This is a genomic window from Paramesorhizobium salinisoli (genome assembly GCF_003335045.1).
Classification (GTDB): Bacteria; Pseudomonadota; Alphaproteobacteria; order Rhizobiales; family Rhizobiaceae; genus Paramesorhizobium; species Paramesorhizobium salinisoli.
In genome coordinates this window covers 448,347-469,080 of record NZ_QOZG01000003.1, presented here as the reverse complement: position 1 = coordinate 469,080, position 20,734 = coordinate 448,347, and the positions used below count along the sequence as shown (strand labels likewise).

The window sequence follows — 20,734 nt, the reverse complement described above, 5'->3', positions numbered from 1 at the left end:
TTCTCATTTTATTAAAGTTAGAGCGGGATGCGGGCGGAAAACCGCCGCACACTTTTCCTCATCCCGCTCAAAGCGCGGGAAGACGCGGGCGGTCAGCGCCTTGGCGATGCGATCAGCCACGCGCACTGGAACGACGGATTGCAATCCGCTCCAGGCGGGCATGCTGTTGACTTCGAGGACGAGGAGTTCGCCGTCGGATGTGGGGACGATGTCAATGCCGGCGAAATCGGTGCCGATGGCTTTCGACGCGGCCAGCGCCAGCGCCTCAAGCTTCAACCGCAGCGGACCGGTGACCGGTTCGGCCTTGGCACCTTTGGCGATGTTGGTGATCCACCCGTCGGCGCAGCGCGCCATCATGCCCAGAACCTCGCCGCCACAAGTGAACACGCGATAATCGCGAAACGGTGGACCGGCCCGGGCCACGAAGCGCTGGAGATAATAGACATCGTCGACCTCTTCAGGCACCGGCAAATCCTCCGGCCCGTTGATCAGACGGATGCCGCGGCCTTGCGAGCCGAACAGCGGCTTGAGCACCAGCGGACCACTGGCGATCTCACGCTCGATGATGGCTCTGGCGTTTTCCAGGTTCTCAACGGTGAAGGTTTCCGGTGTGGGCAGACCGGCCTGAGCCAGCAAAAACGTCGTGGTGGATTTGTCGACACAGCGCTCGATGGCCTTGGCGGAATTCCAGACGGGAACGCCGAGATGGGCGAAGGCGTGGAGAATGCCGAGGCGGCGCGTGATCGCCTCGAAGGTTCCCGACGAGACGGAGCGCACGACGACAGTGGCGGGCAGGGCACCATCGAGGCCTGGAATGGCAAGGCCTGACTTATATCTGCTGTCGAAGCCGATATCGGCCAGATGCATGGAAAGCGTCTTCACGCCGAGCTTGTTAAACGAAGAGGAAAGCTGTTTCACCTGGCCGTCCGGCCTGTCCGACAGGATCAGTATCGTATCAATTCTTTCAGCCAAGGGATTGTTCCAGCATTGCATTGTCAATTCCACCACTGCGAAAAGTCTCGCCGCTTTCGATAGCTGTAACGATCACTTCGGCCGGGCTGAAGAGATGCGGGTCTATGGCGTAGAAATCACCTTTGAAAGCCCTGAAAATATCGGCGAAGGGCTGGCCATAGTCGCGCGACGTTCGGCTTGGAAGCTGCTCGGCGAGCGCCCTGGCATCGCTGGCTGCGCCATGCACGAAAAGCTGCACCAGCCCGCCATAGATAATGGCGTCATTGGTCCGGCCCATGGCCTGCAGGAAATCCGGGTGCGGGGCGGGCAGCGGCGCATAGCCGGCGCCGTCGATGATCGCATCGAGCGGAAATTTCAGATCATGCGCCTTGTGCAGCGCGACTTCGAGTACGCGCCCGACGATCTGCACCGATCCTGTCAGGCTCTGGGTCGGCGCATAGATGAAGGTGAGCGCCTCTGGTGCGAGGCCCGTCGACCGAGCAACCTTCTCCACGATCTCGCGCGGCGGCGGCGCGGCTGTTTCCAGCACGATCACCGATGTTTTTGCATCGGGTTCCTCATAGACGATCTCCTCGAACAGGTGCTCGACGCGGGCGAGCGTCCGGATCGGGCCCGAGCCCATGGCAAAATATTTTCCGTGCGACAGGTTCCAGCCGGCATATTGGCTGGCAAGGCAGGCAAGAACGGGCTGGGACGAACGGACATGGATGCCGAGCGGCCAGCGTCCCGCGCCGCGATTCAGTTGCGTCGAAACCGCGCCTAGGCCGCCCATGCATATCTCGATAATACGCATGCCGGCGTCGATGCCGCCCTCTTCATTCGCCCCCGCATCGATCAGATGTTCGCCGAGACTGCCGCGGCTATGCGCGATCCGCAGGCGGTCGGCGTTGTCGATCATCTCGTCGACGATACGCTGGGCATTGCGGTTCAGGAATGCTTTTCCATTCCTCATATGACCGTTCCTCCTGGGGAACCCGTTCCCCACGGGGAAGCTTCTTTCCAATAGGCAGCCAATGCCTTGACACGGTTCTTGACGGCCCTTTCGGCGGTCGCGGCCGAGCGGGCGCTGGCAAAGACGGTGCATACCGGATCGCCGGCATCGAGTACCGAGCCCGGGGGCTGGTGATCGGCGGTCAGTTCGGGCCATTCGATCGGCGGAAAAATGCGAATTGGATGCGGCGTATAGGCGATCGCCGAGGCGACCGAGCCGGCATAGGTCGGGCGTTTCGCCCCAGCGCCCCTGACGGCATTCAGATGCTCGCGCAGGAGAGGCGTCTCATCACTGTCAAAAATATCGAGCGTCGCGCCAGGGCGCGGATTGATCTCGATCAGCCAGAGACCTGAGGGGCCGTCGATAAAATCGGCGGCGCAGAGCCCGACAAGGCCTGTCCGGGCTGTCAGCGCGATCAACCATTCGCCGATTTGCGCGCGGTTTTTCTTGCTGTAGCGCATGAGCCGCACCGCGCCGCCATAGCGGTATGGGCTGCTCTGCGACGGCGCCACCCATTGGCGGCTGAAGCCAATGAGGCGGGCCTCTCTTCCATCGGCGATAAAGAGCGCCGAGACGTTTCTTCCCGCGACGAAACGCTGGAAATAGCGGTCCGGCCTGTTATCGCCGCCGCTGGCATGGCCGACATGCGAACCACCTGCGCCGCCGGCGAGCTTCACGAGCCAGCCTTCGAGATTGTCGGGCCGCTCGCTGCTTATCTCGGGGTGCGGGATCGACAGCGAAGTGCAGAGGTCGGCAAGTCTCGCCGGGTTCTTGACGGCTCGGATCGTCCGGGCGGTGTTTCCGGCCACAAAAAAATGGCGTGCGATCGCGTCCACCATGTCAGGCGTTCGCTCGAAACCCGAACCATAGATTACCGCTTGCGGGGCATCGTCTCCGGCAAGTTCAACCAAGCGGCCCATGAGGCCATCGGCTTCGATGCCGGTCTGGATGCTGCCGGGCAGCCTGATGGCGCGCTCGGCGAAACTCATTGTGTCGGTATCGTTGAACAGGTCAGCCACGAGCGGGCGCAGGCCTGCCCGGCGGGCGGCGGCGGCAAGCGAGCGGCCCGATATCGCGGCGATCAGGACCGTATCGTTATTTTGCAAGGTCGCGGGCAAGGCTGAATGCATCCTGAAAATCTAGGATAATCGGTTTCTCCGCCTTGAGCATGCGGACGAACAAACCGGATTGCGTCTTGTATTTCACATTGCCGATGGAGAGCGGGCCGATGCCGATGGCGCGCGTTCCCTCCAGCGGTTCGCCATTGGCATTGACCTTCAGCCCCTCGATGCCCGCCGGCGGCACGGCGTTGACGTCGGCGGCGACGAGAAGATCGGGTGCGTTGCGCAATTGCGCGCTGGAAATGACCTGCACGCCGGCTTTCGCGGCGGCAAGCAGGACGTTCGCGCCTTCGATGGCCGCGCCTTTCTTCGCGTCGTCCGAACCGTCGGCGGGGGTAACCGTTACGCCGAAGCGCTCCTTGATCGATGATGCGATGTCCTCAACACGGCGAAGCCCGTCATGGCCGACGATTGTTACGCGCGCGCCCTCCTTGGCGGCGATGACGGCTGTGCAATAGCCGACCACGCCGGTCGCGCCGAAGATCGCCACCGAGACATCGGCGAGCGTGCGATCGTAATGGCGGGCGAGTGCCTTTTCCACCTTGGCGACCATCGCGGCGGCAGTCGTGAAGGAGCCAGCCGGATCGGCGAAGACCGATATTTCGAATGGCGGCACCATGGCCTTCCTGGCGGCGTCGAGCATGTCGAGCGCGGTCGGCGCGTCTTTTCCCGCAAGAAAGATACCGGTCGCGACGCCGGCATCTGGGGGGCGTGAAAAGATCGCGTCCTGGACGAGATTGCCGACGTCGGAAAGGCCGACATCGGTATAGGGAACGACCGCGTCATAACCGGCGTCGAGCGCCATGTTCACGTCGAACGGGCTCATCTGCCTGAGGGGCGTCAGCATATGGAGGATGGTCTTGCGGGTCACGGCTTCCGCTTCCTTTCGATGGTGGTGCGCATCGGTTCCGGTGTCATTCATAGAGAGACAAGATCGAGCGCGCTGCGTGTGATTTCCGCGCCCTCGTTCCGGCCCGAGAGGATGCGGATGGAAACAGCGCCTGGAGCGGCGATGGCCCCGACAATCCGTTTCGCTTCAGCGTGCGATGGGGCGAAGGCAAATCCGGTCGGTCCCCACGAACTCTGGCCAATGCCGACGGCGCCGGCGGTTTTGAGTTCCGCCAGAACAGCTTCGACCGCCTTGCTGGTGAACGCGCCGCCCTGGGCGGGAGAGAAATAAGCGCCGATTTCCGTCTGCACGGCCTCGATGGCTTTGCCGAAGCCGGAAAGGTCCTGTTCGATGAGGGCTGGCAATATCCCCATCAGCACCTGCCGGCAGATCGCGGCGGAACTGGCGTCGGGGAAGAAGGGGAGCGTCCGAAACGCCTCCATCTCCGCCTCGCCATGGATGCCCTGCGTCGTCTCGTCGAGAACGAGGATGATACGCCAATCCCGGGGAAAGGGGATGTGCGTGATGACTGTCGGAGACTGGTTCTGACGGAACCGCCCTGCGTCGACGATCAGCCCGCCCTTTTCGAAGGCGGCGATACCGATGCCGGAACGCACGCCGCGGCCAAGCAGCAGCGCGTCGTTGCGGCTGTCGAGCGGAAATTTATGCAATGTGCGAAGCGCCGCGGCGACGGCAAGCGCGATCTGGGTGCCGGAGCCGAGGCCGGCATGGCGGGGAATGGTTCGGTGGATGACGATCCGGTGCTGCGCCCGGATGCCGAGATGAACGCACAGTCGCGCAAGATGCTCGGCGACCCGCTCGCGCTCATCGCCCTCGACGGAGGTTTCGCGCGCGCGCGCAATGGTCAACTCCGTCGCAATATCTTCGAGGGGCAAGCCGATGCTGCCGAAACGGCCATCATTCTTTCTCGGCATATCGAGGAAGCCGAGATGCAGGCGCGCAGGGACTTTTATGGAGACAGAGTCCGACATTCGTTCTCTTATACGTTGAACGCATTTTTCAGAAATCGGGCCCTGACTTATGATATCGTCTTTCGATCAGGACGCAAGCCGGATGCAGAGAAAGATTGCCGAGAAAGATTGTTGGAGGAATTCATCGATGACCGATCAGAACAGCGCGGCAAAAGCCAAGGCCAGGGTCTATTCGGAAGATGAAATCATGGAGCGGCTGCACAGGGATTTGCCGCATTGGCGCTATGAAAACGGCTGGATCCGCCGCAAATACAAGACGCATGGCTGGAAAGGCACGTTGATGGTCATCAACACGGTCGGCCATCTGGCGGAAGCCGCCTGGCATCATCCCGATATCAAGGCGTCTTACGCCTGGGTCGAAATCATCCTGATGTCGCATGATGCCAAAGGCATTACGGACAAGGATTTCGAACTGGCGCGGAAGATAGAGGATGTGGTGCAGTGGCAGCCCGGGAAGGAAGACGGCGCGCTCGGGGGAACACCTGCCTCGGACCAGCGCTTTGCGTATTTAAAATATGACGATTGAAGCCGCGGTATTGGGGTTCACATTCGGCGAAAATTGGCTAAGTTCGTAGCGGCACCAGAAAGTTGCGGGATTTATGTCGGTTGCATGGGTCGGCAGCCAGGCAGTATTTTTGTCAGACGCAATCCAGCATGCTGCAAAGCTTCTGGCGTCCAGCCGCTGCCCGGTCATTTCATTCGATGCGGATGTGCATGGCACCCGCAGCGTCATCGCTTTGGCCGAAAAGCTTGGCGCAGCCTATGATCATATCAGGGGCAGGGAACTCCTCAACGAGGTGGCCCTCTTCACCTCCCATGGCGGCATGTTCACGACGCCGGGCGAAGTACGCCGGCGTGCGGACCTGATTATCCTTGTCGGCGACCTCCCGGCCTCGCATCATGAACTGATCCTTTCATGGGCTTCGGCTCAGCCCGATCTCGCGGGCAAGCAGTCGCGCCGCTGGTTTCACCTGGAGGGAGGCGAGGCGGTGTCCGGTGGCAAGGACGCAGAAGGCGAGCTTTCGCGGCAGGTCAAAGCCGTCATCCTTTCCGCCGAGGCGGCTTCTCTGGGTACGGCTGTGGCGCTATTGCGGGCAGAACTTGCAGGCCGGCGAACCGCCACTCCCATCACCAATCTCGACAGCCTGAAAAAGGCGTTGGCGGAAGCCGATTTTCCGGTTTTCGTCTTTTCGGGCAATACGGAAGAGCCGACGAGCCTTGCCATGCTTCAGGGCCTTGTCGCCGACCTCAACAGGTCGAAGCGCGCCAGCAGCCTGTTCCTGCCGTCGGATGACGCGGCTTGGGGCGCGGTGCTGACATCCGTGTGGATGACCGGCTTTCCGCCGCGCACCGGTTTTCCCAACGGCGCTCCAGTCTATGATCCCGAGCGCTGGGATATCCAGCGCATGCTGCGGGACAAGGAGGCCGACTTGCATCTCTGGATATCGCCGGGTGACGAAATTCCGGCAAAGCAGGGCAGGATACCGCTCGTTGCCCTGGCGCACACTGCAAGTCCCGTGGCAGGCGCTGCCGTCACGATTTCGATTGCCGCGCCCGGTATCGACCATGATTGCGTGGCCTATTCGAGCCGGACCGGAACCTTCAGGGCAACACGCGCCAGCGCCCCCTCCGACAGACCTGCAATCGCCGGAATCGTCAGGCAGTTGGCGCAAGCGCTGCCCTCGGGGGAGGCGGAGTCATGCTGATCCGGCTGACCGGTGGCGAGATCATCGATCCCGTGAATGGCGCAAGCGGCAGACGGGACCTCTGGTTCGAGGACGGCTTCATCATCGACAAGCCCGAGGGCAGGCGCGCCGACAAGACCCATGACCTTTCCGGCTGTATCGTCATGGCCGGTGCGATCGACATCCATTCCCATATCGGCGGCGGCAATGTGAACACGGCGCGGCTTCTCCTGCCGGAACATCACGCCGCGCATCTGCCGCGCCCGGCCGCCACGCCGCTTTCCAATGCCGGCTGGTCGACCTTCACGACCGGATGCCTGTATGCGCAGATGGGGTTCACCACCGTCGTAGAGCCGGCGATGTCTCCCTACAATGCGCTGCACACGCATCTGGAGCTTTCCGATATTCCCATCATCGACAAGGCGACGCTCACGATCCTCGGCAATGACGATTTCCTCCTGTCACTGATCCGCGACAAGTCATCGACCGACATGGTGGATGATTACGTGGCATGGACGCTTGCCTCGACAAACTCACTCGGCGTGAAGGTGATCAATGCGGGGGCTGCCGCCGCTTTCAAGGAGAATGTCCGGTCCTTCTCCTTCGACGATGTGGTTCCGGCCTATGGCGTCAGTTCGCGCGGGATCGTCAAGACGCTGCAGGCCTCGGTCAACAGGCTTGGCGTGCCGCACCCGCTGCATGTGCACGCCAACAATCTCGGCCTTGCCGGGAGCGCCGACACGGCGTCGGTCACCATCGATGCCGCCGAGGGCGTGCCGCTGCATCTCGCGCATCTGCAGTTCTACGGCTACGGCACTGAGGGGAAACGGAAATTTTCCTCGGAGGCGGCCCGGCTGGCGGAGCAGGTGAACAACAATCCGGATGTCACCATCGATGTCGGCCAGGTCATGTTCGGGCAGACGGTGACGGTTTCGTCCGACGTCACGAGGCAGTTCCTGGCGATCGGCAATGCGGACCCGAAGAAGACCGTCATCATCGATGGCGATGGCAATGGCGGGGGCATCGTGCCTTACCGCTACAGGAAGAATTATTACGGTTCGCTGCAATGGGCGGTGGGGCTGGAACTGTTCCTGCTGATCGATGATCCCTGGCGCGTCTTCTTCACCACAGACCATCCGAACGGCGCGCCTTTCACGGCTTATCCTGATCTGTTCGAGCTGCTGATGAGCCGCGAGGCCCGCGATGCGAAGTCGGCGGAGCTTAATGCTGCGGCGCTGGAACTGACGACACTCGCCTCGATCCGGCGCGAATATACGCTCGAGGAGATCGCCATCATGACGCGCGCGGCCCCAGCGCGGCTTTTAGGGCTGAAAGATCGCGGCCATCTTGGTCCCGGCGCCATTGCCGATATCGCCGTCTACCGCAGGGGCAGCGATATTGCGGGCATGTTCCGCGAAGCGGCACTTGTCTTCAAGAATGGCGATCTTGTGGTGGAGAATGGCAAGGTCGTTCATTTCCGCTGGGGCAAGGCGCTGCGCCTCAAACCGACACCCGACAAGGCGATGGTCCGCCGCATGCAGGCCTATCACGAGGAGCGCTACGGCCTGTCGCTCGACTGGTTCACCTTTCCCGACAGCGCAATCGAACGCGACGAGCCCTTCGCGGAGGTGTCATGCAAGAGTTGATTCGCAACGGGATAGGGATTGACGACACGTTTGCCGAGGCCTTCGGTATGCGCGCGACGGCGATCATCATTACCGGGCCGACGCTGAAATGGGCGCGCCAGGCGGCGATCACCATGACCGGTTACGCAACATCGGTGATCGGTTGCGGCTGCGAGGCGGCGATCGATGTCGATCTGCCGCCGTCGCAGACGCCTGACGGACGCCCGGGCTGCCGTGTCATGCTCTTCGCCGTGAGCACGGACGAATTGCAGAGGCAGTTGAAGAACCGGGTCGGCCAATGTGTTCTGACATCGCCGGGCAGCGCCTGTTTTGCCGCAATGGAAGGCGGCACGCCGCTCAATCTCGGTGCGGCGCTGCGTTATTTCGGCGATGGCTGGCAGATATCGAAGAAGTTCGGCGGCAGGCACTACTGGCGGATCCCTGTCATGGATGGGGAATTCCTCTGCGAGGCGACGACCGGGATGACCAAGGAGGCGGTGGGCGGCGGCAATCTCCTGCTTCTCGCCGCCAATGCGGAGAAGGCGCTTCTCGCAGCCGAGCGCGCCGTGGCGGCAATCGGGAAAATTCCTGGTACGATCATGCCGTTTCCGGGCGGCGTCGTGCGTTCGGGATCGAAGATCGGCGCCAAGTACAAGGGGATGACGGCTTCGACCAACGAGGCCTTTGCGCCGACGCTGAGCGGCGTGGTGAAGAGCGCGCTCGGTCCCGATATCAATGCCGTTCTGGAGATCGTGATCGATGGCGAGACGAGCGAGGCGGTTTCCGCCGCCATGCGCGCCGGGCTGAAAGCCGTGATCGATCTGGGACCAAAGCGCGGCGCGCTGCGCATCAGCGCCGGCAATTATGGCGGCAAGCTCGGCAAGTTCCACTATCACCTCAAGGATTTGCTGCCATGAAAGGGCTGACCTTCACGCTGCGCGCCGAACCGGAGGAACGGCTCGATCTCTTGGCGCTCACCCCTGACAGGCTCGACGGGATGAGCGTTGCGGAGATCGCTCGCTTGCGCATCGGCACCAGCCGAAAGCCGGCGAGTGTCGGCGACCTGTTCAAGATCGCCGGGAAGGATGCTTCCCGCATCGTCTTTGACGGTGGGAGCGCGCATTTCGACGGCATCGGCGCGGGCATGAGCAGCGGCATGGTCTATGTCGCGGGCGATGCGGGTGCTCAGGCCGGGCGCAAGATGCGCGGCGGCGCCATCGTCATCGAAGGCCGTTGCGGAACGCATGCCGGCTCCTGCATGGCGGGTGGCCGGCTCGAAATCCGGGGCAACTCGGGCGATTGTCTCGGTGGGCCGCTTGCCGGGGAAATGCTCGGAATGGCGGGCGGGGTGCTGGTCGTGCGGGGCAGGGCCGGCGATTATGCGGGGGACCGCATGCGCCGGGGCGTCATCGCCATCCTCAAAGGATGCGGCGACTATGCCGGCAGCCGGATGATCGCCGGGAGCGTTGCCGTGAGGGGCAAGGTCGGAGCCATGCCGGGATATCTGATGAAACGCGGCTCGCTGCTGTTCGACCGGCGGCCGGAGGCGCTTTCGCCGACCTTCATCGATTGCGGCCGGACGGATATCGCTTTTTCCGGCCTTTTCGACCGCTATCTGATCGAGGACGGGATACTCGATAAGCCGCTATTGGGCCGCCGCCCCGGAAAATACGGCGGCGACACCGCTGTGCTTGGGAAGGGGGAAATCCTGTTCCGGATGGGTGGATAGTTCAGGCGATTCCCGCCGGCAAGCGGAGAGGGCTGGGTTGAAAACACGGCGATACCGCTTCCACGCTCAGACGTGCCGCGTGATGCCGCCATCGACGCGGATGTTCTGGCCGGTGATGTAGCCCGCATCGTCGGAGAGCAGGAACGCTGCCGTCTTGGCAATTTCCTCGACCGTGCCGATTCGCTTCATCGGTATCGGCTCCGCCGTTCCCTCCTTGTGGTCGAGGCTGTCGATATAGCCGGGGAGAAGGGCGTTCATGCGGATATTGTCGGCACCGTAGCGATCTGCATAGAGCTTGGTATAGGCCCCGACCGCCGCGCGATAGGCGCAGGAGACCGGGAATTTCAGCGATGGCTCGAAGGCCGCGAAGGTGGTGACGTTGACCCACGCGCCCTTGCCTTGGCTGAGCATGAGCGGCGTCACCAGGCGCGCCATCCGCACCACGTTGAGAATCATCATCTCGTTGCCGAGTACCCAGCCCTCATCCGTGATGTCGAGAAGATCGCCTTTCGGCGGATGGCCGGTATGATTGACCACGGCGTCGATGCGGCCATAGCGGCTTACCGCCGCATCCACCAGCGCTTCGAGGTCGGCGAGGTTCTGCGCCGAGCCCTTGATGCCGACGCCTCCCAGTTCGTCTGCCAGTTCGACGGCGCTACCGGAGGGGGACATCAATGCGAGGCGATAGCCGCGTTCGCCCAGTTCCCGGGCAATCGCGGCGCCCATGCCGCGTCCACCGCCCGTTATCACGGCCACCGGCTTTGCATTTTCCGCCTGCATTCGCCTTCTCCTCTGCGAGGGCCATTCGCCCAAATAATTCCAGGACGATAACCACTCGCGGTCGCGTTGGCCAGAGACGGGAGCGGCTTCGTCGGCATGGTGGGGTTCCAAAAAGCCGTTAACCAAGTCTTCACCTTATTGCCGCAATCGCTATTATCATGTGCGACGCAATTCCAATCGGGGTCCATCACCAAATGATCAAGAAGTTTACCATTGCTGCCCTGGCGGCCACTTTCCTCGCAGGCTGCACCACCGATCCCTATACGGGGCAGCAGAAAATTTCGAATACGGCGGGCGGAGCGGCCCTCGGGGCAGCCGTTGGCGCGCTGGGCGGCCTGGCCGTCGGCGGTTCGAGCCGTGCGCAGCGCAATGCCGTGCTGATTGGTGCAGGTATCGGCGCATTGGGTGGCGGCGCCATCGGCAATTACATGGACCGGCAGGAAGCGGAACTGCGGGCGCAGCTTCAAGGCACCGGCGTTTCGGTCACGCGCAATGGCGATCAGATCATTCTGAACATGCCATCGAACATCACCTTCGACACCGACCAGGACGCGGTGAAGAGCCAGTTCTATCCGACGCTCAATTCTGTCGCGATCGTTCTGCGCAAATTCAACCAGTCGCTTGTCGATGTCTACGGCCATACCGATTCGACCGGCAGCGCCAGCCATAATCTGCAACTGTCGCAGCGCCGGGCCCAGTCCGTGGCCAATTATCTCGGAAGCCAGGGCATCGACCAGCGCCGCTTCGCCGTCACCGGTTTTGGCGCGACGCAGCCCATCGTCACCAACGCCACGGAAGCCGGACGCGCGCAGAACCGCCGTGTCGAGATCCAGATTTCGCCGCTTACCCAGGGATAAATTTCAGAAAATTTACCCAGGGATAAATTCCAGAATTTACCCAGGTATAGATCCGCCGGGGTATGTCCAGGCTGGTCTTAACGGAAAGCGCGGTCCTTCAGGGTCGCGCTTTTTTGTATCTGCCGGCAGGGGTTCTTCCGCGTCGCGGCTTCCCGCCGTCGCCGAATCGCTAAGAGGGGGGATGCCCCCGAAACGGGGATGAGTGGGCATTTTAAAAAATAAGAGTTAACGTGTCCAAGCTAGAACATATATCGAACATTTTTGTAACGTCGATATTTTTCAACACGTTACCCGTCTTGTCAATTTAGAACAAAACGGATACAAATAGTTTTCAAGAACGGGTTGTCCGGGCTTCATGCACCACACAGGGGTAGTGTAACATGTCTCAGAAATCATTGCGACTTGTTGAGGATAATTCAGTGGACAAGACTAAGGCTCTGGACGCGGCACTGTCTCAGATCGAGCGGGCGTTCGGCAAAGGATCGATCATGCGGCTCGGACAGAACGAGCAGGTGGTCGAGATTGAAACGGTTTCGACCGGATCGCTTTCGCTCGATATCGCGCTTGGCGTGGGGGGGCTTCCCAAGGGGCGCATCGTCGAGATCTATGGCCCGGAAAGCTCCGGCAAGACGACGCTGGCGCTGCACACGATCGCCGAGGCGCAGAAGAAGGGCGGCATCTGCGCCTTCGTCGATGCGGAGCATGCGCTGGATCCCGTCTACGCACGCAAGCTTGGCGTCGATCTGGAAAACCTTCTGATCTCGCAGCCCGATACAGGCGAACAGGCGCTGGAGATCACCGATACACTGGTGCGCTCGGGGGCCATCGACGTGCTGGTGGTCGATTCCGTCGCGGCGCTGACCCCACGCGCCGAAATCGAAGGCGAGATGGGCGATTCCCTGCCGGGCCTGCAGGCCCGCCTGATGAGCCAGGCTCTACGCAAGCTGACGGCCTCCATCTCGCGTTCCAACTGCATGGTCATCTTCATCAACCAGATTCGCATGAAGATCGGCGTCATGTACGGTTCGCCCGAGACGACGACGGGCGGCAATGCGCTGAAGTTCTACGCTTCGGTGCGTCTCGATATCCGCCGTATCGGCGCGGTCAAGGAACGCGACGAGGTGGTTGGCAACCAAACCCGTGTGAAGGTCGTCAAGAACAAGCTCGCGCCGCCCTTCAAGCAGGTGGAATTCGACATCATGTATGGCGCTGGCGTCTCGAAGATGGGTGAACTGGTCGATCTCGGCGTCAAGGCCGGCGTGGTCGAAAAGTCGGGGGCATGGTTCTCCTATAATTCGCAGCGCCTCGGGCAAGGGCGTGAAAATGCCAAGCTGTTCCTCCGGGACAATCCGGAACTGGCGCGGGAGATCGAACTCACCTTGCGCCAGAATGCCGGCCTCATCGCCGAGCAGTTCCTCGATAACGGGCCTGGCGGGGATGATGATGGTGACGCAGATACGGCCGAAATGTGAGGCAGGCGCTGATTTCCGGAGTGCCTGAAATCCAGGACACCGCAGCCTTGCGATAAAGGAACAAGCCCGCGTTTTCCCTCCCTCATGGAGGAGATAGCGCGGGCTTTTACATTTGGGCCCGCGGCTAGCCTGGAGTTTGTAGCGGGTTTTGGAGCCGCTTTTCGGCTGCTGGATTGGCTGGACAGGGTTTCGCGGCGTCGCTAAAAGCATGCGGTCCGGGCCGCTTGCCCGAAGGAGCATTTCAAGAAGGCGAAGCCTGTTGGGGTAACCCTGCGGGTCAAAGCCTCTAAAGGTTGGAACATGAGTGGCGTCAACGAGATACGGTCGACATTTCTGGAGTATTATAGAAAGAACGGACATGAGATCGTGCCGTCGAGCCCGCTCGTGCCGCGCAACGATCCGACATTGATGTTCACCAATGCCGGCATGGTGCAGTTCAAGAATGTCTTCACCGGGCTCGAGCAACGTCCCTATAACAGGGCCACGACTTCGCAGAAATGCGTGCGCGCCGGCGGCAAGCATAACGACCTTGACAATGTCGGCTATACCGCGCGCCATCACACCTTCTTCGAGATGCTCGGCAATTTCTCGTTCGGCGACTATTTCAAGGAGGAGGCGATCGGGTTCGCGTGGAACCTGATCACCAAGGAGTTCGGCCTGTCCAAAGATAAGCTACTCGTCACCGTCTATCACACCGACGACGACGCGGCGAATTTCTGGAAGAAGATCGCGGGCTTGTCCGACGACCGCATCATCCGCATCGCCACCAGCGACAATTTCTGGGCGATGGGCGATACCGGGCCTTGCGGCCCTTGCTCGGAAATCTTCTACGACCACGGCGACCATATCTGGGGCGGCCCTCCCGGCAGCGCGGACGAGGATGGCGATCGGTTTATCGAGATCTGGAACCTCGTCTTCATGCAGTTCGAGCAGTTGTCGAAGGAGGAGCGCATCGCGCTGCCGCGTCCATCGATCGACACGGGCATGGGGCTGGAGCGTATCGCCGCCGTGCTGCAGGGCGTTCATGACAATTACGACATCGACCTGTTCCGCGCGCTGATCCGCGCCTCCGAGGAGGCGACCGGCGTCAAGGCCGAGGGCAAGAACCGCGCGAGCCATCGCGTCATCGCGGATCATCTGCGTGCGTCGAGCTTCCTCATCGCCGATGGCGTGCTGCCGTCGAATGAGGGGCGCGGCTATGTGCTGCGCCGCATCATGCGTCGCGCCATGCGGCATGCGCAGCTTCTGGGTGCGCAGGAGCCGCTGATGTGGCGGCTGTTGCCGACCCTCGTGCGCGAGATGGGGCAGGCCTACCCTGAGCTTATCCGCGCCGAGGCGCTGATTTCGGAGACGCTGAAGCTTGAGGAAACCCGCTTCCGCAAGACGCTGGAACGCGGACTTGGCCTTTTGGGCGAGGCGACGGAGAATTTGAGCGAGGGCGGGCGTCTCGACGGCGAAACGGCTTTCAAGCTCCACGACACCTATGGCTTCCCGCTCGACCTGACACAGGATGCGCTGCGCCAGCGCGGCATCGGCGTGGATACGGAAGGTTTTAACGCGGCCATGGAGCGGCAGAAGACGGAGGCGCGCGCCAGTTGGGCAGGCTCCGGCGATGCCACGACCGAAACCGTGTGGTTTTCCGTACGCGACAAGTCAGGCGCGACGGAGTTCCTGGGCTACGAGACCGAGAAGGCCGAGGGCATCATCACCGCGCTGGTGCGCGACGGCGCCGTTATCGACAGCGTCGGGGAGGGCGACACGGTTGCCGTCGTCGTCAACCAGACGCCGTTCTATGGCGAATCCGGTGGCCAAGTGGGCGACGCAGGAACGATTTCGGGTGAGGGTTTCACAATCGAAATCTCCGACACGCAGAAGAAGGGCGACGGCGTTTTTGTTCATATCGGCCGCGTGGCGAAGGGCTTGGCGAAAACCGGCGCTGTAGTGGAGCTTGCGGTCGACGCGTCGCGCCGCACGCGCATCCGCTCCAATCATTCCGCTACACATCTTCTGCACGAGGCGTTGCGCGAGACGCTTGGAACGCATGTGGCGCAGAAGGGCTCGCTCGTCGCGCCTGATCGCCTGCGTTTCGACTTCTCGCATCCCAAGCCGATTTCGGCCGCGGAATTGAAAGCGATCGAGGATATCTCCAACGAGATCGTGCTGCAGAACAGTCCGGTGACGACGCGGCTGATGGCTGTCGACGACGCCATTGCGGCGGGTGCAATGGCGCTCTTCGGCGAGAAATACGGCGATGAGGTCCGGGTCGTCTCGATGGGCACGGCGATGCAGGGACCCAAGGTCGGCAAAGCCTGGTCCACGGAGCTTTGCGGGGGCACGCATGTGCGCCGGACCGGCGATATCGGACTGATCCGGATCGTCTCCGAAGGCGCTGTTGCCGCCGGCGTGCGCCGCATCGAGGCGCTGACGGGCGAGACTGCCCGTCGCTATCTGGAAGAGCAGGACGAACGGGTCAAGGCGCTCGCGGCCACGTTGAAGACGACGCCAGCCGAGACGCTCGATCGGGTGGCGAGCCTGATCGAGGAGCGCCGCAAGCTTGAGCGTGAACTGACTGAAGCGCGCAAGAAGCTGGCGCTGGGCGGCGGCGGAGAGCAGGCCGCGGCCCAGAACGAAACGATCAATGGCGTGAATTTTATCGGCAAGGTGGTAACGGGTGTTTCGCCGCGCGATCTGAAGCCGCTTGCCGACGAAGGCAAGAAGGCGCTCGGATCGGGCGTGGTGGCGTTCATCGGCGTCGGCGAGGATGGCAAGGCGAGCGCTGTCGTGGGCGTCACCGACGATCTGACGTCGCGCATCAGCGCCGTCGATCTCGTTCGCGCTGCCTCAGCCGCCCTTGGCGGTTCTGGCGGCGGCGGTCGCCCTGACATGGCCCAGGCCGGTGGTCCGGAAGGCGCCAAGGCGCCGGAGGCTATCGCGGCGGTCAAGGCTCTCTTGGGCTGAGCCGCGAAGGATTTTGAACCTTTTGCGGGGTGCAGTCATTCTGCACCGCTGAGCCCATGGAGAAGGCGAGGAATGGATTTCCAGTGCTTCACTGAAATCCATTCCACAACTGCACCACTGCCGCTATTGTGGAATGCCGGCGTGACGAGCCTCACGCTTCCGTGAGGTAAAAAACAACAGAGACAGGCCGGGGTTACTCCGGCCTAATTCGCTTTCACGGGTGGGCGTGGACGACCTTGCTATCATCCGGCGCTTCATCGCGGTCATCGAGCCCATAATCGCGCAGGACGGCCGCGATGCGCAGCCGGTAATCTTCGAAGACGCTATTGCGGCCCTTGGCTTGTGCGATACGGTGAGCGGGGAGGTTTCGCCATTGTTTCACCGCCTCCTCGTCGCGCCAGAACGAGAGCGACAGGAGCTTTCCCGGTTCGTTGAGGCTCTGGAACCGCTCGATGGAAATGAAGCCGTCTATCCCCAGGAGTTCGTCGCGCAATTCGGCGGCGATGTCGAGATATTGTGCCCGGCGTGTATCGTCCGCCGGCCAGACTTCGAAAATAACCGCGATCATGGGCGAACCAACTCCGCATGCGGGCCGGAGACGCGTTTGAGGAATATCCGGTCCTCTCCAAGAATGAAGCGTTCCTTGCGGGCAAATTCATAATTGGCGCGTCCCAGCGGGTCATTGGCCAGCCTGGCGCGGTAGGCTTCGTAAGTGGCGAGGTTTTCGATGTTGTAGACGCCGTAGGCGGTGGTGGCGGAGCCTTCATGCGGTCCGAAATAGCCGGTCAGATCCGCACCGCAGCGGGGAATTGCCTGACCCCAATTGCGTGCATATTCGGCGAAAGCATCCTGCTTGAAAGGATCGATCTGATAGCGGATGAAACAGGTGATCATGGGTACTCCTTGGTTTCCATGACTCATATCTAGCGCTTGAATTCCATTCATACTTCGGTTAGCGTCGAACTATGAAAGACGGTCCTGTCATTGCGAAGATTGCGGCGCTGCTTGGAGATCCGGCGCGGGCGAACATGCTCACGGCTCTCATGGACGGGCGCGCACTGACCGCAAGCGAGCTTGCCGGCTTGGCCGGCGTCACCCTGCAGACGACGAGCGGACATCTTGCCAAGCTCAGCGCGGCCAATCTTATCCTCATGGAAAAGCAGGGGCGGCATCGTTATTTCCGCCTGTCGGGGGCGGATGTGGCCGAGGTGCTTGAAGGGCTGATGGGGCTTGCCGAGCGCACGGGCGCGGTGCGCTTGCGAACCGGGCCGAAGGATCAGGCGCTGCGCGCTGCGCGGATCTGCTACGACCATCTGGCGGGTGAACGCGGCGTCGAAATGCTCGACGCGGCCCGCAGGCTTCATCTCGTTGCCGAGGATGCGGATGTCGCACTGACGGACAAGGGACGTGATTTCTTCACCCATATGGGCCTCGATATCGACAGGCTCGCAAAGGGTAAGCGCCCGCTATGCCGGGCCTGTCTCGACTGGAGCGAGCGGCGCAATCATTTGGGTGGCGCGTTGGGCGCCGCACTTCTCGATAGTTTCATCGCGCGTGGTTGGGCGCGGCGGCTCGAAGGCCGCGTCATTTCCTTCACACCCCCGGGCGAGCAAGCCTTCCGCTCGGCTTTCTCAATCGAGTAGCGGTAGATTTCCGTCAGGCGCTCGTCTTTTTCATGTTCGCCACCGCAGCGTCATCCAATTCACTGGCGCGGTTCAGGGCCTTGCGGTTCTTGAGCCGATCCCAATAGGCCGTGAAGGCAGGGCGGGGTTGGAGCGTGCCAAATCCAATGCCCCAGGAGACGTGTGAGCCGACATAGACATCGGCCGCCGTGAAGCGCTCGCCGGTGATATAGGGATGCGCCGATATGGCCTTTTCCAAAGCGTCGACGACTGAGGCGTAACTTCCGTAGCCGACCATGCGGCTCTTGTCGGCGGGCGGCTCAAGACCGAGTGCGTGGTTGGTCAGCGCCGCCTCGACGGGGCCTGCGGTAAAGAACATCCAGCGGAAATAATCGGCGCGCTCCTCGGGTCTTGGAGCCAGTCCTGCCTCGGGGAACGTCTCGGCGAGATAGGCACAGATTGCGGCGGCTTCGGTGACAACATGGGAGCCATGGCGCAGTGCCGGAACCTTGCCCATGGGGTTGATTGCGCAATATTCGTCGTTCTTCATCGGCGGGCCAAAATCGAGGATTTCCACATTATAGGGCTGGCCGATTTCCTCCAGCATCCAGCGGGCGATGCGGCCGCGCGACATGGGATTGGTGTAGAGCGTGAGTTCGGTCATGCTGGTCCCACCTGTGGTTCCTAGGTTCGTCGTCATTTCAGCATGCACCAGTTTCGCGCAAAGAAAAACCCGGCCGCGAGGCCGGGTTTGAAATTCATTCGCGAGTGGCTTTAAGCCGCCATTGCCTTCTTGAGGTTTTCATCGATCTTGTCGAGGAAGCCGGTGGTCGAGAGCCAGGGCTGATCCGGGCCGATCAGCACCGCCAGATCCTTGGTCATGAAGCCCGATTCGACTGTGTCGATGCAGACCTTCTCCAGCGTGTCGGCAAAGCGCTTCAACTCGGCATTGTCGTCGAGCTTGGCGCGATGCGCCAGACCGCGTGTCCAGGCGAAGATCGAGGCAATCGAGTTGGTCGAGGTTTCCTGGCCCTTCTGGTGCTGGCGGTAATGGCGGGTGACGGTGCCGTGGGCGGCTTCCGCCTCGACAGTCTTGCCATCCGGCGTCATCAGCACGGAGGTCATCAGGCCGAGCGAGCCGAAGCCCTGCGCCACGATGTCCGACTGCACGTCACCGTCATAGTTCTTGCAGGCCCAGACATAGCCACCCGACCATTTGAGCGCCGAGGCGACCATGTCGTCGATCAGGCGATGCTCGTACCAGATCTTCTTCTTCTCGAACTCAGCCTTGAATTCGGCGTCGTAGACTTCCTGGAAGATATCCTTGAAGCGGCCGTCATAGACCTTGAGGATGGTGTTCTTGGTCGAGAGGTAGACGGGATAGCCGCGCTGCAGACCATAATTGAGCGAGGCGCGGGCGAATTCCTTGATCGATTCGTCGAGATTGTACATGGCCATCGCCACGCCCGCGCCCGGCGCCTCATAAACCTCGTGCTCGATCACCTCGCCGTCGTCGCCGACGAACTTGATGGAGAGCTTGCCCTTGCCGGGAAACTTGAAATCGGTGGCGCGGTACTGGTCGCCGAAGGCATGACGGCCGACGATGATCGGTTGGGTCCAACCGGGCACCAGGCGCGGCACGTTCTGGCAGATGATCGGCTCGCGGAAGATCACGCCGCCGAGGATATTGCGGATGGTGCCGTTCGGCGATTTCCACATCTTCTTGAGCTTGAATTCCTCGACGCGGGCCTCGTCCGGGGTGATCGTCGCGCATTTGACGCCGACGCCATGTTCCTTGATGGCATTGGCGGCGTCGATCGTGACCTGATCGTTGGTGGCGTCGCGATGCTCGACCGAAAGATCGTAATATTTCAGGTCGATATCGAGATAGGGATGGATGAGCTTGTCCTTGATGAACTGCCAGATGATACGGGTCATCTCGTCGCCATCGAGCTCGACAACCGGGTTCGCAACCTTGATCTTCGCCATTGAAAAAAGCCTCTTTCTTGGTGGGTCGCGCCCCTATAGCACCGGCTCGCGCCAAGGCAAAGCTCTATGGCAGTTTTCTGCGAGGGCTCGGGGAACGATGGACCGTGGCATGGACATCGCCGTGCCGTAATTCTTTGAGTTTTTGATGCGATTGTGCCAGTGAGTGCGGCATTTCAATCACTGAACTGAGAAGATCATGGCCGGAACGGACAGACATCGCCCTTTTATTGCCGAAGGCCCGGCCATCATCCTGGTCGAACCGCAATTGCCGGAGAATATCGGCATGGTGGCGCGCGCGATGGCGAATTTCGGGCTGGCGGAATTGCGCCTGGTCAATCCGCGTGAGGAATTTCCGAACGAGAAGGCGAGGGCTGCGGCGAGCAAGGCGGATCACGTCATCGATGGCGCAAAGGTCTATGGCGATCTCGCCTCGGCCGTGCAGGATCTCAGCTTCCTCTTTGCCACCACGGCGCGGGAGCGCGATGGCTTCAAGCAGGTGCGAGGTCCGGTCGAGGCGGGAAGGATGTTGCGCCAGCGCTTCACGGCAGGGCAGAAGACAGGCATTCTTTTCGGGCGGGAACGCTTTGGCCTCAGCAATGAGGAAGTCAGCCTTGCCGACGAACTGGTGACCTTCCCCGTCAATCCGGCCTTCGCCTCGCTCAATATTGCGCAGGCCGTTCTGCTGATGTCCTATGAATGGATGAAGTCGGGCATGGAGAGCGAAACCGATACCGCCTTTCGCGGCCCGCAAATGGAGCCGGCGCACAAGGAAACGCTTCACGGTTTCTTCAATCATCTGGAGGAAGCTCTGGATGTCCGCGGCTATTTTCGCCCCGCGGCGCGCAAGGAGATCATGGTCCACAATCTGCGCTCCGTCCTGACCCGCGCTGGCTTTGCCGAGGCAGAGGTGAGGCTGTTGCGCGGCGTCATTACCTCGCTAGATTATTTCACGCGCAAGCATCCGCGCGGTTCCGGTGCGCCGGAAGGCCGCGAGAAGCCGAAGCCTATGGCGAAAAAGGCGAAAAGCGAAGGGGACGCCCAGGAATGACACT

At 61.5% G+C, this 20,734-nt stretch carries 20 protein-coding genes; 10 read left to right on the top strand and 10 right to left on the bottom strand.

Features of this window, described 5'->3' with window-relative positions; translation table 11 throughout:
- Positions 1-3: 3 nt before the first annotated feature.
- Genes DUT91_RS09225 through DUT91_RS09205 form a run of 5 tightly spaced genes read right to left on the bottom strand, consistent with a single transcriptional unit; the run spans position 4 to position 4,965 of the window.
- Positions 4-972 (bottom strand): ATP-grasp domain-containing protein, encoded by a 969-nt coding sequence (locus tag DUT91_RS09225; RefSeq protein WP_245419644.1) that lies wholly within the window; start codon positions 970-972, stop codon positions 4-6.
- The gene (gene mch / locus DUT91_RS09220) at positions 965-1,924 is read right to left on the bottom strand and encodes a methenyltetrahydromethanopterin cyclohydrolase (protein WP_114440058.1); all 960 of its coding nucleotides are present in this window, start codon (positions 1,922-1,924) and stop codon (positions 965-967) included. Before mch ends, DUT91_RS09225 begins: the two co-directional genes overlap by 8 nt.
- Positions 1,921-3,081 carry an ATP-grasp domain-containing protein gene (locus tag DUT91_RS09215; protein WP_245419643.1) on the bottom strand — a complete coding sequence of 387 codons (1,161 nt, stop codon included), beginning with the start codon at positions 3,079-3,081 and terminating at the stop codon, positions 1,921-1,923. The genes mch and DUT91_RS09215 overlap by 4 nt, the downstream gene beginning before the upstream one ends.
- Positions 3,059-3,955 carry an NAD(P)-dependent methylenetetrahydromethanopterin dehydrogenase gene (locus tag DUT91_RS09210; RefSeq protein ID WP_114440200.1) on the bottom strand — a complete coding sequence of 299 codons (897 nt, stop codon included), beginning with the start codon at positions 3,953-3,955 and terminating at the stop codon, positions 3,059-3,061. The genes DUT91_RS09215 and DUT91_RS09210 overlap by 23 nt, the downstream gene beginning before the upstream one ends.
- Positions 3,956-4,002: 47 nt before the next feature.
- Positions 4,003-4,965 carry a beta-ribofuranosylaminobenzene 5'-phosphate synthase family protein gene (locus DUT91_RS09205; RefSeq protein WP_114440057.1) on the bottom strand — a complete coding sequence of 321 codons (963 nt, stop codon included), beginning with the start codon at positions 4,963-4,965 and terminating at the stop codon, positions 4,003-4,005.
- A 127-nt stretch (positions 4,966-5,092) separates the two neighbouring features.
- Here DUT91_RS09205 and DUT91_RS09200 point away from each other — a divergent pair, with 127 nt between their 5' ends.
- The 5 genes from DUT91_RS09200 (at position 5,093) to DUT91_RS09180 (ending at position 10,004) form a co-directional block, all read left to right on the top strand.
- Positions 5,093-5,491, top strand: a complete 399-nt coding sequence (locus DUT91_RS09200) for a 4a-hydroxytetrahydrobiopterin dehydratase (protein ID WP_114440056.1) — start codon at positions 5,093-5,095, stop codon at positions 5,489-5,491.
- 109 nt (positions 5,492-5,600) lie between these two features.
- The gene (locus DUT91_RS09195) at positions 5,601-6,671 is read left to right on the top strand and encodes a molybdopterin-binding domain-containing protein (protein WP_245419641.1); all 1,071 of its coding nucleotides are present in this window, start codon (positions 5,601-5,603) and stop codon (positions 6,669-6,671) included.
- A complete protein-coding gene (locus DUT91_RS09190; protein WP_114440054.1) occupies positions 6,665-8,296 on the top strand; it encodes a formylmethanofuran dehydrogenase subunit A in 1,632 nt (543 codons plus the stop codon). The genes DUT91_RS09195 and DUT91_RS09190 overlap by 7 nt, the downstream gene beginning before the upstream one ends.
- The gene (fhcD, locus tag DUT91_RS09185) at positions 8,284-9,192 is read left to right on the top strand and encodes a formylmethanofuran--tetrahydromethanopterin N-formyltransferase (RefSeq protein ID WP_114440053.1); all 909 of its coding nucleotides are present in this window, start codon (positions 8,284-8,286) and stop codon (positions 9,190-9,192) included. The genes DUT91_RS09190 and fhcD overlap by 13 nt, the downstream gene beginning before the upstream one ends.
- Positions 9,189-10,004, top strand: coding sequence for a formylmethanofuran dehydrogenase subunit C (locus tag DUT91_RS09180; protein WP_114440052.1), 816 nt, complete (start codon positions 9,189-9,191; stop codon positions 10,002-10,004). Before fhcD ends, DUT91_RS09180 begins: the two co-directional genes overlap by 4 nt.
- Positions 10,005-10,070: 66 nt before the next feature.
- Here the strand turns inward: DUT91_RS09180 and DUT91_RS09175 are convergent, their stop codons facing one another.
- On the bottom strand, positions 10,071-10,784 hold the full coding sequence (locus DUT91_RS09175) for an SDR family oxidoreductase (RefSeq protein ID WP_114440051.1): 714 nt from the start codon (positions 10,782-10,784) through the stop codon (positions 10,071-10,073).
- A gap of 194 nt (positions 10,785-10,978) precedes the next feature.
- Here DUT91_RS09175 and DUT91_RS09170 point away from each other — a divergent pair, with 194 nt between their 5' ends.
- From DUT91_RS09170 to alaS, 3 genes are all read left to right on the top strand, one after another.
- Entirely contained in the window at positions 10,979-11,641 is a 663-nt protein-coding gene (locus DUT91_RS09170) for a YiaD family glycine zipper/OmpA-like lipoprotein (protein ID WP_114440050.1), read from the top strand.
- 380 nt (positions 11,642-12,021) lie between these two features.
- Positions 12,022-13,113 carry a recombinase RecA gene (gene recA, locus DUT91_RS09165; RefSeq protein ID WP_114440049.1) on the top strand — a complete coding sequence of 364 codons (1,092 nt, stop codon included), beginning with the start codon at positions 12,022-12,024 and terminating at the stop codon, positions 13,111-13,113.
- A gap of 300 nt (positions 13,114-13,413) precedes the next feature.
- Positions 13,414-16,071, top strand: a complete 2,658-nt coding sequence (gene alaS, locus DUT91_RS09160) for an alanine--tRNA ligase (protein WP_114440048.1) — start codon at positions 13,414-13,416, stop codon at positions 16,069-16,071.
- A 214-nt stretch (positions 16,072-16,285) separates the two neighbouring features.
- On the opposite strand, the gene DUT91_RS09155 is transcribed toward alaS, so the two are convergent.
- Together DUT91_RS09155 and DUT91_RS09150 are read right to left on the bottom strand one after the other, a co-directional pair.
- Positions 16,286-16,639 carry an antibiotic biosynthesis monooxygenase family protein gene (locus DUT91_RS09155; RefSeq protein ID WP_114440047.1) on the bottom strand — a complete coding sequence of 118 codons (354 nt, stop codon included), beginning with the start codon at positions 16,637-16,639 and terminating at the stop codon, positions 16,286-16,288.
- Positions 16,636-16,965 (bottom strand): NIPSNAP family protein, encoded by a 330-nt coding sequence (locus tag DUT91_RS09150; RefSeq protein WP_114440046.1) that lies wholly within the window; start codon positions 16,963-16,965, stop codon positions 16,636-16,638. Before DUT91_RS09150 ends, DUT91_RS09155 begins: the two co-directional genes overlap by 4 nt.
- A 71-nt stretch (positions 16,966-17,036) precedes the next feature.
- On the opposite strand from DUT91_RS09150, the gene DUT91_RS09145 reads away from it, so the two are divergent.
- Entirely contained in the window at positions 17,037-17,714 is a 678-nt protein-coding gene (locus DUT91_RS09145; protein ID WP_114440045.1) for an ArsR/SmtB family transcription factor, read from the top strand.
- A 13-nt stretch (positions 17,715-17,727) separates the two neighbouring features.
- On the opposite strand, the gene DUT91_RS09140 is transcribed toward DUT91_RS09145, so the two are convergent.
- Together DUT91_RS09140 and DUT91_RS09135 are read right to left on the bottom strand one after the other, a co-directional pair.
- The gene (locus DUT91_RS09140) at positions 17,728-18,357 is read right to left on the bottom strand and encodes a glutathione S-transferase family protein (protein WP_114440044.1); all 630 of its coding nucleotides are present in this window, start codon (positions 18,355-18,357) and stop codon (positions 17,728-17,730) included.
- Positions 18,358-18,467: 110 nt separating this feature from the next.
- Positions 18,468-19,682, bottom strand: a complete 1,215-nt coding sequence (locus tag DUT91_RS09135; RefSeq protein WP_114440043.1) for an NADP-dependent isocitrate dehydrogenase — start codon at positions 19,680-19,682, stop codon at positions 18,468-18,470.
- Between the two features lie 196 nt (positions 19,683-19,878).
- On the opposite strand from DUT91_RS09135, the gene DUT91_RS09130 reads away from it, so the two are divergent.
- Positions 19,879-20,730 (top strand): RNA methyltransferase, encoded by an 852-nt coding sequence (locus tag DUT91_RS09130; RefSeq protein WP_114440042.1) that lies wholly within the window; start codon positions 19,879-19,881, stop codon positions 20,728-20,730.
- Positions 20,731-20,734: the final 4 nt, after the last annotated feature.

What these genes read in the sequence shown, in the direction of transcription:
- mch (WP_114440058.1), bottom strand. Translation starts at nt 1,924, where the DNA reads ATGAGGAATGGAAAAGCATTCCTGAACCGCAATGCCCAGCGTATCGTC.
- DUT91_RS09205 (WP_114440057.1), bottom strand. Translation starts at nt 4,965, where the DNA reads ATGTCGGACTCTGTCTCCATAAAAGTCCCTGCGCGCCTGCATCTCGGC.
- DUT91_RS09200 (WP_114440056.1), top strand. Translation starts at nt 5,093, where the DNA reads ATGACCGATCAGAACAGCGCGGCAAAAGCCAAGGCCAGGGTCTATTCG.
- DUT91_RS09190 (WP_114440054.1), top strand. Translation starts at nt 6,665, where the DNA reads ATGCTGATCCGGCTGACCGGTGGCGAGATCATCGATCCCGTGAATGGC.
- fhcD (WP_114440053.1), top strand. Translation starts at nt 8,284, where the DNA reads ATGCAAGAGTTGATTCGCAACGGGATAGGGATTGACGACACGTTTGCC.
- DUT91_RS09180 (WP_114440052.1), top strand. Translation starts at nt 9,189, where the DNA reads ATGAAAGGGCTGACCTTCACGCTGCGCGCCGAACCGGAGGAACGGCTC.
- DUT91_RS09175 (WP_114440051.1), bottom strand. Translation starts at nt 10,784, where the DNA reads ATGCAGGCGGAAAATGCAAAGCCGGTGGCCGTGATAACGGGCGGTGGA.
- DUT91_RS09170 (WP_114440050.1), top strand. Translation starts at nt 10,979, where the DNA reads ATGATCAAGAAGTTTACCATTGCTGCCCTGGCGGCCACTTTCCTCGCA.
- recA (WP_114440049.1), top strand. Translation starts at nt 12,022, where the DNA reads ATGTCTCAGAAATCATTGCGACTTGTTGAGGATAATTCAGTGGACAAG.
- alaS (WP_114440048.1), top strand. Translation starts at nt 13,414, where the DNA reads ATGAGTGGCGTCAACGAGATACGGTCGACATTTCTGGAGTATTATAGA.
- DUT91_RS09155 (WP_114440047.1), bottom strand. Translation starts at nt 16,639, where the DNA reads ATGATCGCGGTTATTTTCGAAGTCTGGCCGGCGGACGATACACGCCGG.
- DUT91_RS09150 (WP_114440046.1), bottom strand. Translation starts at nt 16,965, where the DNA reads ATGATCACCTGTTTCATCCGCTATCAGATCGATCCTTTCAAGCAGGAT.
- DUT91_RS09145 (WP_114440045.1), top strand. Translation starts at nt 17,037, where the DNA reads ATGAAAGACGGTCCTGTCATTGCGAAGATTGCGGCGCTGCTTGGAGAT.
- DUT91_RS09140 (WP_114440044.1), bottom strand. Translation starts at nt 18,357, where the DNA reads ATGACCGAACTCACGCTCTACACCAATCCCATGTCGCGCGGCCGCATC.
- DUT91_RS09135 (WP_114440043.1), bottom strand. Translation starts at nt 19,682, where the DNA reads ATGGCGAAGATCAAGGTTGCGAACCCGGTTGTCGAGCTCGATGGCGAC.
- DUT91_RS09130 (WP_114440042.1), top strand. Translation starts at nt 19,879, where the DNA reads ATGGCCGGAACGGACAGACATCGCCCTTTTATTGCCGAAGGCCCGGCC.